Source organism: Janthinobacterium tructae, from assembly GCF_006517255.1.
Taxonomy (GTDB): domain Bacteria; phylum Pseudomonadota; class Gammaproteobacteria; order Burkholderiales; family Burkholderiaceae_D; genus Janthinobacterium; species Janthinobacterium tructae.
In genome coordinates, this window is sequence record NZ_CP041185.1 from 2,639,960 (window position 1) to 2,650,032 (window position 10,073).

The 10,073-nt window shown below is 62.1% G+C and carries 9 protein-coding genes; 3 read left to right on the plus strand and 6 right to left on the minus strand.

What is annotated here, in order from left to right; all coding sequences use genetic code 11:
• Window positions 1–59: 59 nt before the first annotated feature.
• Window positions 60–734, plus strand: coding sequence for a site-2 protease family protein (locus tag FJQ89_RS11575; RefSeq protein WP_141170282.1), 675 nt, complete (start codon window positions 60–62; stop codon window positions 732–734).
• 24 nt (window positions 735–758) lie between these two features.
• On the opposite strand, the gene FJQ89_RS11580 is transcribed toward FJQ89_RS11575, so the two are convergent.
• On the minus strand, window positions 759–2,126 hold the full coding sequence (locus FJQ89_RS11580; protein ID WP_141170283.1) for an NAD-dependent succinate-semialdehyde dehydrogenase: 1,368 nt from the start codon (window positions 2,124–2,126) through the stop codon (window positions 759–761).
• Between the two features lie 156 nt (window positions 2,127–2,282).
• Window positions 2,283–3,965 carry a serine hydrolase gene (locus FJQ89_RS11585; protein ID WP_141170284.1) on the minus strand — a complete coding sequence of 561 codons (1,683 nt, stop codon included), beginning with the start codon at window positions 3,963–3,965 and terminating at the stop codon, window positions 2,283–2,285.
• Window positions 3,966–4,418: 453 nt separating this feature from the next.
• Here FJQ89_RS11585 and FJQ89_RS11590 point away from each other — a divergent pair, with 453 nt between their 5' ends.
• Both FJQ89_RS11590 and FJQ89_RS11595 read left to right on the plus strand, forming a co-directional pair.
• Window positions 4,419–5,360: a bestrophin family protein gene (locus FJQ89_RS11590; protein WP_141170285.1), complete on the plus strand. Its 942-nt coding sequence runs from the start codon at window positions 4,419–4,421 to the stop codon at window positions 5,358–5,360.
• A gap of 82 nt (window positions 5,361–5,442) precedes the next feature.
• Complete coding sequence (locus tag FJQ89_RS11595) at window positions 5,443–5,643, plus strand: heavy-metal-associated domain-containing protein (protein WP_099762867.1); 201 nt, start codon at window positions 5,443–5,445, stop codon at window positions 5,641–5,643.
• 56 nt (window positions 5,644–5,699) lie between these two features.
• Here FJQ89_RS11595 and FJQ89_RS11600 read toward each other — a convergent pair whose 3' ends face one another.
• The 4 genes from FJQ89_RS11600 to FJQ89_RS11615 form a co-directional block, all read right to left on the minus strand.
• Window positions 5,700–6,422 carry a glutathione S-transferase gene (locus tag FJQ89_RS11600; RefSeq protein WP_205704598.1) on the minus strand — a complete coding sequence of 241 codons (723 nt, stop codon included), beginning with the start codon at window positions 6,420–6,422 and terminating at the stop codon, window positions 5,700–5,702.
• Between the two features lie 21 nt (window positions 6,423–6,443).
• On the minus strand, window positions 6,444–6,863 hold the full coding sequence (cueR, locus tag FJQ89_RS11605; RefSeq protein ID WP_141170287.1) for a Cu(I)-responsive transcriptional regulator: 420 nt from the start codon (window positions 6,861–6,863) through the stop codon (window positions 6,444–6,446).
• Window positions 6,864–6,865: 2 nt separating this feature from the next.
• The gene (locus tag FJQ89_RS11610; protein ID WP_141170288.1) at window positions 6,866–9,268 is read right to left on the minus strand and encodes a heavy metal translocating P-type ATPase; all 2,403 of its coding nucleotides are present in this window, start codon (window positions 9,266–9,268) and stop codon (window positions 6,866–6,868) included.
• Window positions 9,269–9,340: 72 nt separating this feature from the next.
• Entirely contained in the window at window positions 9,341–10,072 is a 732-nt protein-coding gene (locus FJQ89_RS11615) for a FecR family protein (RefSeq protein ID WP_243136523.1), read from the minus strand.
• Window position 10,073: the final 1 nt, after the last annotated feature.

Genomic DNA, 10,073 nt, shown 5'->3' on the forward strand with positions numbered 1-10,073 from the left:
CGACTTTTTCCTGCGACATGGTCTAATACCGCTCTCTTTCCTCCAGGACACCGTATCCGATGCCTCCCGCCTTCCAGTTGCTGCTGTGCCTCCTCATCTTCATGTTGATCCACATTTCCGTCATGGCGGCCTGTGCCAGGCTGTTCGGCATCACGCTGCGCAGCATCAGCTACGGCGTGGGTCCGACCTTGCTGAGCTGGGGCAAAGTGCGCGTCAAACTGCTGCCCCTGGCCGGCAATGTGGTGCTGAAAGATACGCGTGAAGAAACGCTGTATGACGACGACCCCTGCCATGACGCCTATAACTTTCAGCCGCTGTGGAAGCAGTTCGTGTTGCCGCTGAGCGGCGTGGTCGTCTTGCTGGCCTTGTCGCTGGGCATCATGGGAGCCTCGGGCTGGGAACGCTTTGTCGCCGCCTTCGGACAAATCGTCCACGGTGCGCTGGCGCCGCTGTCGACGGCGCAGGAATTGCTGGGTGAAGGGGAAACGTTTGCCCGCACGCACGGCTTTGCGCTGGTATTCGCCCTGTTCTCGTTGAAACTGTGCGCCTTCAACCTGCTGCCGTTCGCCGGCTTGAACGGCGGACAGGCGCTGCTGGCCATCGCGCGCGGCGGACGCGCTTTTGTGGCGTGGGAAGAAACGCTGACGAAATGGATGCTGTTGCCGGGACTGGCGATCTTGCTGGCGTGGACGGCGGCGTTCGGCTGGTATGGCTGGCAAGCGCTGGGGGCCTGAGGCAGCGCCCCCGAGGTCGCCCGGTCAGCCGACCAGCACCAGCTTGCGGTTGACGAATTCCATGATGCCCAGATCGGACAATTCGCGGCCATAACCCGAATGTTTCACGCCGCCAAATGGCAGGTCCGGCGCCGTGATGGCGGGCGAGTTGATGAACACCATGCCCGTGTCGATGCGGCTGGCAAGGCGCTTGCCGCGCGCGACGTCTGCCGTGATGATGGTGCCGCCCAGGCCGAATGGCGAATCGTTGGCCAGGGTGATCGCCGCGTCGTCATCCTTGACGCGGAAGATCATGGCGACGGGGGCAAAGAATTCCTGGTAGTAGACGGGATTGCTTGGCGTCACCTCGGTGAGGATGGTCGGCGCCATGAAGTAGCCGGCGCGCTCGATGCGCTTGCCGCCCAGCAATAATTTCGCACCGCCCACCACGGCTTGGCCGACTTGCTTGACGGCCAAGTCCAACGCCGATTTGCTCGACAGCGGCGCCAGGGTCGTGGCGGGATCCATGGGGTCGCCTGCCTGCAGCTTGGCCAGTTCTGCCTGGAAGCGTTCGACGAAGGTATCGGCAATGCTGTCGACCAGAATAAAGCGTTTCGAGCCGTCGCATACCTGACCCGCATTCTGGATACGGCCGATGACGGCCAGCTTGACGGCCAGGTCCATGTCGGCGTCGTCCAGTACGATGAAGGCGTCGCTGCCACCCAGTTCCATCGTGGTTTTTTTCAGGGCCTTGCCGGCCGTGGCCGCCACGGAGGCGCCGGCGCGCTCACTGCCCGTCAGCGCCACGCCCTGCACGCGCGGATCGGCAATGGCCGTGGCCACTTGCTCGCTGGAAAAGAACGCATTCGTGTAGGCGCCTGCTGGCGCACCCGCGTCGAGGAACAGCTTTTCAAAGGCCAGTGCGCACTGGGGCACGTTGGACGCGTGTTTCACGACCAAGGTATTGCCCGCCATCAAATTCGGACCCGCGACCCTGGCCAGCTGGTAGTACGGGAAATTCCACGGCTCGACGCAGAAGATCACGCCCAGCGGCGCAATTTCCACGCTGGCCGCGCCGCGCTTGACGTCAAGTTGCTTAGGCGCAAGAAATTGCTCGGCATTATCGGCGTAGTAGTCGAGGATTTTCACGCACAGCGACACTTCCTGCTGCGCTTCCTGGAGCAGCTTGCCCATTTCCACGGTGATCAATTTGGCGAAGCTATCGCGTTGCTCTTTCAGTAGCATGGCCGCTTTCTTGACCACTGCCTTGCGCTCGGCAAAGCTGCGCTGGCGCCAGTCGCTCTCGAACGTGGTGGCGGCCTGGGCCAATATACTGTCCATTTGCGCATCGCTATGCGCAGTGAAGGTCTGCTCGATCTGTTCGCTGTAGGGATTCGTGGTCTGATAGCTCATCTGGTTTCCTTGGTCGTGGCGCCCCGGGATTGCGTGGGGTAGCTGGGCAGTATGTTGGAGGACCGGCAGCGCGACAGTACGCACGCCAACATAACGGTCAATGACAACAGGCACCTTGCGGCGCCTGTGCACGGATGGAAAATCAGCCAGGGAAACTCAGTTTACGCGTTTGGCCGGCATGTCCTGCCCCTCCTGGCGCAGCACCAGTTGTTGCGTCTTGCCATCGGCATCCTTGCTGAAGCGCACTTCCGCATCGACTTCATTCGAGAAGAATGCCGTCTCGCTCATCGGCAGCATGGCCAGCTTGCGGAAACCCGTCACCTGGGCGAAGAATTTATCGCCTTCACGCGTCACTTCCAGGTAGACCTCGGGCGCCAGCGCATACTTGCCCACGTAGGCATCGAATTGCGCCGTCGTCATGGCAACCACCGTACGCGCCGGTTTCGCGGCGCTGGCGCGCTCGTGCACCGACTTCGATTCGCCGCCATCATTGAGAATCAGCTGCGCCTCTCCCTTCGGTCCCCGCTCGAATTCGGCTGTGGTGAGCGTATTTTCAATCAGGAAACCATTTGGCGAATAGGCCAGCATGCGTTGCGCCGGGCGGCCCGTGCGCTGCAGCAGCAAGTTGCCCTCGAAGTTGCGGATCGTGTAGCCGGCCTTGTCGTTGATGGCGTACACGCCCGCATAGGCATCCAGGATGGCGGGCTTGAGCGTAATGACCTTGATCTCGGGATACGGCCGGCCCACGGCGACGGCGGCCGCCTTGCGCGCCACCACATCGGGGTCGACCAGGCCCGTGTCCGAATTTTCCAGCACGGCCACGTAGACTTTTTCCTTGGGCAAGCGCATCGCATACGTGGCAAAGCCATTGATGCCGCCGCCATGGTGGATGACGGGCGTGTTTTGCCAAGTGCCCAGCATCCAGCCATAGCCGTAGCGGGTGGCCTTGCCATCGTTCAGTTTTACCGGCGTGAACGCCAGTTGCCAGGTGGCGGCCTTGAGCAGCTTGCCATCCGAAATGGCCGCATCCCAGCGCGCCAGGTCGTCCACGGTGGAGACGAGCGCGCCAGCCGCATACGGCTGCGTCATGCTCAGGGGCAGGTTCGGCACATACGCCTCGCCCGAACGGATATGTCCGGCCGCGCGCTTGCCCGGCTGGCGCTCGTGGCCTTCATAGGCTGTGTCGTTCATGCCCAGCGGCACAAAGATCTGCTGTTCCATGAAAGTGGCATACGGCTGGCCCGTAGCCTTTTCAATGATGGCGCCCAGCAGGAAATAGCCGGAGCTGCTGTAGCGCCACTGCGTGCCCGGCTCAAAATCGAGCGGATCGTTCTTGAAGAAATCGATCATCTGCGCCACGCTCAAGTCTTTCGTGCTGTTGGGCACGAATTCAGGCTTGACCGTATAGTCGTGGATGCCGGAGGTGTGCGCGAGCAGCTGCGCAATCGTGATTTTCTTGCCGTGGGTCGGATAGTCGGGCAGGAATGTCGTGATGTCATCGGTGAGGGCCAGCTTGCCCTGGTCGGCCAGCAGCAGGATGGCGACGGCCGTGAACTGTTTGGAAATGGAACCCAGGCGCAGCGACATGTCGGGCGTCAGCGGCTGGCCATCCTGCACGCTGGCCAAGCCATACGCCTTGCGCAACAGGGGCAGGCCATCCTTGACGACGATGACGACGGCACCCGGTTCGGTAGACTTGTAGTAGGGCGCGATGCTGGCATCGATTTGCGCTGCCAGCGCCTGCTGCCGGGCACTCAGTGGAGCGGGCTGGCCGGCCCAGCTGGCAGGTGTTTGCAACAGGATCAGGGTGGCGAGGCAGATACTGGAAACTTTAAACATGTAGACCACTTTCCAAAGAAGGATGAACGAGCATGGCCAGGCCCCTGGCGGCGGCTATCAGGCAGGCGTATTTGCCTTAGGAAATATTTCCAATAAGCTCACTCAGCCTAACAGACGCCCCTGCGGCAAATCTCTCCCTTTGTCACGCATCGCCATGCACGCCAGCTTGCCGCTATGATTTTTTGGCTACCTATCGTATGCTCGGCTCAGTGCCGCACTGAAATTCACACAAATACTTACAAATGAAATATTCATTCATGAAATGAATAACCGCTATCGCCACTGTGAATTGGCTGGAAACAGGTCTGCGGCCTATACTCAAGCCGTCTCCCCTACATTGTTTCCCATGCACACCCTGCTCAGCCCGCACACACAGCGGGCTTTTTGTTCCCGGCCTTTGCCATTCTGTCTTTCCCTCCTTGCCGATCACCAGCCCCAAACCGGGAGCACAGCATGATCGTGCGCGAGCGTCCATCGGCGCTACGGCTGTTCCTGGTGGTGCGCGGCTCCGTCCTGCCGCGCATCCGCACCACCCTCATCGTCAATACCCTGATCGCCACCCTGGTCACCTGGTGCCACGGCACCCTGTTCGACCACAAGATCATCCTCACCACCATCCCGTTTACTTTGATCGGCTTGCCGCTGGCGATCTTCCTGGGCTTTCGCAACACGGCCGCCTACGACCGCTACTGGGAAGCGCGCAAGCTGTGGGGCGAACTGGTGTTGCGTAGCCGTAATTTCTCGCGCCAGTGCCAGACCATGATCCACAGCGATACGCCCGCCCACGCCCGGCTGGGCCTGGACGATGTGCGCGTGCGCATGATCTACCGCACCATCGCCTTTTGCCACGCCCTGCGCCACCAGTTGCGCGACACGCGCGGACCGGACGACTTGCAGCCGCTGCTGCGCCCGGCTGAATGGGAAGCGGCCTGCAAGGCCTCGAACCCGTCCGACTACCTGATGCTGCAGATGGGCCATGATCTGGCCGACTGCGTCCGGCAGGGGCGTATCGACAGCATCCTCACCGCACAGATCGATAACACGGTTTCGGCCATGGTAGCGGCGGGCGCCTCGTGCGAACGCATCCGCAGCACGCCGATTCCGTTTTCGTATTCGCTGCTGCTGCACCGCACGGCTTATCTGTACTGTTTCCTGCTGCCTTTCGGCCTGGTCGATTCGCTGGGCTTCATGACGCCGTTCGTCGTCGCCATCGTCGCCTATACCTTCTTTGGCCTCGATGCCCTGGGCGACGAGATCGAGGAACCGTTCGGCGAAGATGCCAACGACCTGCCCCTGTCGGCCATGTGCCGCGCCATCGAAATCAGCCTGCGCGAATCCGTGCAGGATGAGAATGTGCCGCCGCCCATGCAAGCTGACGATTTTCTGCTGAATTGATCCTCACGCCAGCTTTCCCCTTGACCTTACCATCGGGGGAAGGATTACAGTGGGAGCACTTAATCATTCAAGGAGTGCTTGCATGTATCAGTTACAAGTTGAAAACATGAGCTGCGGCCATTGCGTCGGCTCGGTCACGAAAGCGGTGCAAGGCGTCGATCCTGCCGCACAGGTGCAGATCGACCTGGCCAGCAAGCGCGTCACGGTGGAATCGCCCGCCGAACTGGGCGCCATCAGCGCCGCCATCGTCGAGGCGGGCTACCCCGTCACCAGCGCACAATAAGCGACACGCAAAACGATACGCACGCAGAACAGCCGGCCCTTGCGCCGGCTGTTCTTTTATCCGTCCAGCTCGGGGTAGTGCCGGAAGATGCCTTCCTCATTGAACGCAATTCTGCGCGTCGACTGCAGATAAGAGGCGATGTTCGGCCGCGCCGCCACCGTATCGTGCAATTCCTGCAAGGCAGGATAGGCGGGCGCCAGACGCGCCATGGCTTGCGGAAACGCATAATGCAGGCCGGCCAGCATCTGGAACAGCGACAGGTCGCCATAGGTGAGTCTTGCGCCCAGCAGGTACTGGCCGCGGCTGTTCAGCAAGACCTGGGTGAAATAATCGAGGAATTTGGGCAAGCGTGTTGCGCGGAAATCGGCGCTGCGCTGCAGGGCCGCCTGTTTCTGCTCGTCATAATATTGATTCATCGACAGCGGATGGTGCGTGTCGTGCACTTCCGTCAGCCAGTCAGCCATCGTCAGCTGCAGCTGGTTCAGCCACAGGCGGCCGCTTTCCGCGCGCGGCGCCAGGCCCAGGCGCCGGCCTAGATACAACAGGATATTCGTGGTCTGGCCGATCAGCAAGTCGCCATCGCGCAGCACGGGCGGCGCGTAGGCGGCCTGTGGCGTATTGTCACCATCGAGACAGGCCAGCATGGCCGGCATGCCTTGCCCCTTGCGCTCGGGCAAGCGGGCGATGTCGCGGTAGTCGGCGCCCGCCTCTTCCAGGGCCAGGCGAATAAATTCGCCACGCCCCTGTATCGTGGGCCAATAGTACAGTTCATACGCCATATGCACCTCCGTTGATTTACATCAATGGCAACATGGTTTCGCTTCCGTATCGCCGGCCAGCCCCAGGCTTTGCAAGATGGGGCAATCAGGCTTGTCGTCGCCATGGCACGATTGCGCGAGGTGGGCCAGGGTATCGCGCATTTCCGTCAGTTCGGCGATGCGCTTGTTGAGCTCTGCGACGTGGGCCAGGGCGATGCCTTTCACGTCCGCGCTGGCGCGCTGGTCGTTTTGCCACAGCGACAGCAGTTCACGGATTTGCTCCAGCGAAAAACCCAGCCCCCGCCCGCGCTTGATAAAACGCAAGGCGTGCAAGTCGTTCGGCGTGTAGATGCGGTAACCGGCGTCGCTGCGCGCGCTGGGTTTGAGTAAGGTAATGCTTTCGTAGTAGCGTATCATTTTTGCCGATACGCCCGTTTCACTGGCTGCCTGGCCGATATTCATTCTTATTGCTCCTTGGTGTGCGCGCTAGCTGCATGACTGCGGGCTTTCCAGCGGCGCAGCAACAGGGCATTGCTGATCACGCTGACGGAACTGAAGGCCATCGCCGCGCCCGCCACCATGGGGTTGAGCAAGCCGAAGGCGGCCAGCGGAATGCCGATCATATTGTAGATAAATGCCCAGAACAGATTCTGCCGTATCTTGCTGTAAGTGCGGCGCGAGATATCGATGGCATCCGCCACCAGGGCCGGATCGCCACGCATCAGCGTGATGCCGGCAGCATGCATGGCCACATCCGTGCCCGTCGACATGGCGATGCCCACGTCGGCGGCCGCCAACGCGGGTGCATCGTTGATACCGTCGCCCACCATGGCCACCCTGGCGCCCGCGCCTTTCAATGCGGTGATTTTAGCGGTTTTATCGGCCGGCAGCATTTTCGCCACCACCGTGTCTATGCCCAGCAGCTTGCCGACGGCGTCGGCGCTGCCCTGGTTGTCTCCCGTCAACATCACCGTGCGGATGCCCAGGCTGTGCAGATGGGCAATGGCCGCCTGCGCATTCGGCTTGACCTGGTCGCTGAAGGCGAACAGCCCCAGCAATGTTGATCCCGAGGCCAGCCAGGAAATCGTGTTGCCCGTGTTTTCCAGGGACAATGCCTGTGCCGCCAATGGCGCCATATCCACGTTTAACTCCTGCATCAGGCGCGTGCTGCCCAGTTTCAGGTCCAGGCCGTCGACATTCGCCGCCAGGCCGCGGCCCGGCAAGGCCGACAGGGCCGTGGCTGGCAAGGGTTCGATATGGCGCGCACTGGCCGCATCGAGCACGGCGGTGGCGAGGCTGTGTTCGCTGCCGCGCTGGATGCTGGCCGCCAGTTGCAGCAGCCGTGCATCACCGATGCCATGCGCATGCACGGCCGCCAGCGCAGGTTTGCCGATGGTCAAGGTGCCCGTCTTGTCGAATACGACGGTATTGACGGCGTGCGCCACTTCCAGCGCTTCCGCATCCTTGATCAGGATGCCGTAACGGGCGGCCACGCCCGTGCCGGCCATGATGGCCGTCGGCGTGGCCAGGCCCAGCGCGCACGGGCAGGCGATGACCAGCACGGCCACGGCATTAATGATGGCATTTTCCAGCTCGCCGGTCGCAAACCACCAGCCCAGCATAGTCAGCAGCGCCAGCACCAGCACCACGGGAACAAAAATCGCGCTGACCTTGTCGACCAGATGCTGGATGGGTGCCTTGGCCGCCTGCGCGTCCTCCACCAGGCGGATGATGCGCGAGAGGGTCGTCTCGCCACCGACGGCTTGCGTGCGCACCAGCAACAAACCATCGGCATTGATGGCGCCGCCCGTGACCTTGTCGCCCGGATGCTTATCGACCGGCAAGCTTTCGCCCGTGATCAGGGACTCGTTGACCTGGCTGGCGCCTTCGACCACCACGCCATCGACAGCCACCCGTTCACCGGGGCGGATGACCACCAGGTCGCCCACTTTCACCTGTTCCACGGGCAAGTCGATCTCGACGCCGTCGCGGCGCACGCGGGCCGATTCAGGACGCAACACTTGCAGCGCGCGGATGGCCGAGGCGGTCTGACGCTTGGCGCGGCTTTCCAGCCATTTGCCCAGCAACACCAGCGTGATGACGACGGCTGACGCTTCGAAGTACAGGTGCGGCAAGATCTCGCCCGCCGTCAGCCATTGATAGACGGACAAGCCATATGCGGCGCTCGTGCCCAGCGCCACCAGCAAGTCCATATTGCCGCTGCCGGCGCGCGCCGCCTTCCAGCCCGCCTTGTAGAAACGCGCGCCAAAGTAAAACTGCACGGGCGTGGCCAGCACAAATTGCAGCCAGCCTGGCAGCATCAGATGGATGCCGGCCCATTCCAGCAGCATGGGGAGCATCAGGGGGAAAGCCAGCAGGCCGGCAAATACCACCTTGATGCCGTCACGCGACGGCGCTGGCGCACTGGCTAGGCCCCCGGCTGGCACCGGCACGCTGGCCTGGTAGCCGGCAGCGGTGACTGCCGCCACCAGGGTCGAGGCTTCCACGCCGCTGACCGTCACGCGCGCGCTTTCCGTGGCCAGGTTGACGCTGGCGGCAAGCACGCCCGGCACCTTCAGCAAGGCTTTTTCCACCCTGCCCACGCAAGAGGCGCACGTCATGCCGGCCACCAACAGGTCGATGTCCGTGCTGGCCAGCGCATAGCCGGCCTTGTCCACGGCCGCCTGCAAGGTGGCCAGCGCAACGTTCTGGCTGGACGCCACCCTGGCCGTATCGGTGGCCAGGTTGATGCTGGCGCTGGTCACACCCGGCACGGCCGCCAGCGCCTTTTCAACGCGGGCGGCGCACGAGGCGCAGGTCATGCCTTCGACCGTGAACGATTGCAAATAAGGGGAAGCTGGCTGCATGGCGCGAATCCTGTAGACGAGAGATGATGGCTACAGGATCGTCCCTACCATGATGGGAAGGTCAAGCGAAACTTAGCGTACCTCGCAGTCGACGTTGTTCGACTTGCCCGGCGTGGTACTGCTGGCGCTCGGGCCCGTGCTGGCATTGAACAACGGCGGCAGCGTAAATGGAATGCCCGGATTGGTCGGCAGCAGCATCGGCGGCTGCTTGAAACTTGGCGTGTAACCGAACTGGCCGGCGGCGATATCGAGCGTGCCGCCTGGATTGCTCACCACGATTTGTCCGGTGGTCACCGACGTGTACAGCCCTGGCGCAAGGGTCGGCCCTGCCGGCGATCCCGTCCTGGGTAGCGACGAGCCTGGTGCCGCATAGCCACCGGCAGCGATATACTCGGCAGTGAAATACGTGCCGCGGATGCCGATGGTGGCGACCGGCGTCTTCAGGGAAAACTTTTCCTTGTTGCGCTTGCCCAGCAAGCCCGACAGCGAACGCAAGCCTCCCTTGACCAGGTTGAACGAGGCCCGGTCGTTCTCGGGCTGCTCGGCCTGATAAGCGAACTGCTCGACGACAAAGGTGGTGGACGGTTTGAGGGTGATCTCGCTGTTGTCGATGAATTTCACCAGGGCATAGGTGTTTTTCTCCGTTACCAGCGTATCGCCAGCCTCCACCTCGGACCTGAGCGACAATATCTTGACCTTGCCGTCTGCCTTTTTCGCCATCATCGGCCCACTCAGCTGCGTCACCGTGCCGGCCACCTGGGCGAACGCATGCAGGCTGATGCTCATCAGCACCAGCCAAAGCATG

Coding starts and splice junctions, on each gene's coding strand:
- FJQ89_RS11575 (WP_141170282.1), top strand. CDS start 60: ATGCCTCCCGCCTTCCAGTTGCTGCTGTGCCTCCTCATCTTCATGTTG.
- FJQ89_RS11580 (WP_141170283.1), bottom strand. CDS start 2,126: ATGAGCTATCAGACCACGAATCCCTACAGCGAACAGATCGAGCAGACC.
- FJQ89_RS11585 (WP_141170284.1), bottom strand. CDS start 3,965: ATGTTTAAAGTTTCCAGTATCTGCCTCGCCACCCTGATCCTGTTGCAA.
- FJQ89_RS11590 (WP_141170285.1), top strand. CDS start 4,419: ATGATCGTGCGCGAGCGTCCATCGGCGCTACGGCTGTTCCTGGTGGTG.
- FJQ89_RS11595 (WP_099762867.1), top strand. CDS start 5,443: ATGTATCAGTTACAAGTTGAAAACATGAGCTGCGGCCATTGCGTCGGC.
- FJQ89_RS11600 (WP_205704598.1), bottom strand. CDS start 6,422: ATGGCGTATGAACTGTACTATTGGCCCACGATACAGGGGCGTGGCGAA.
- cueR (WP_141170287.1), bottom strand. CDS start 6,863: ATGAATATCGGCCAGGCAGCCAGTGAAACGGGCGTATCGGCAAAAATG.
- FJQ89_RS11610 (WP_141170288.1), bottom strand. CDS start 9,268: ATGCAGCCAGCTTCCCCTTATTTGCAATCGTTCACGGTCGAAGGCATG.
- FJQ89_RS11615 (WP_243136523.1), bottom strand. CDS start 10,072: ATGCTTTGGCTGGTGCTGATGAGCATCAGCCTGCATGCGTTCGCCCAG.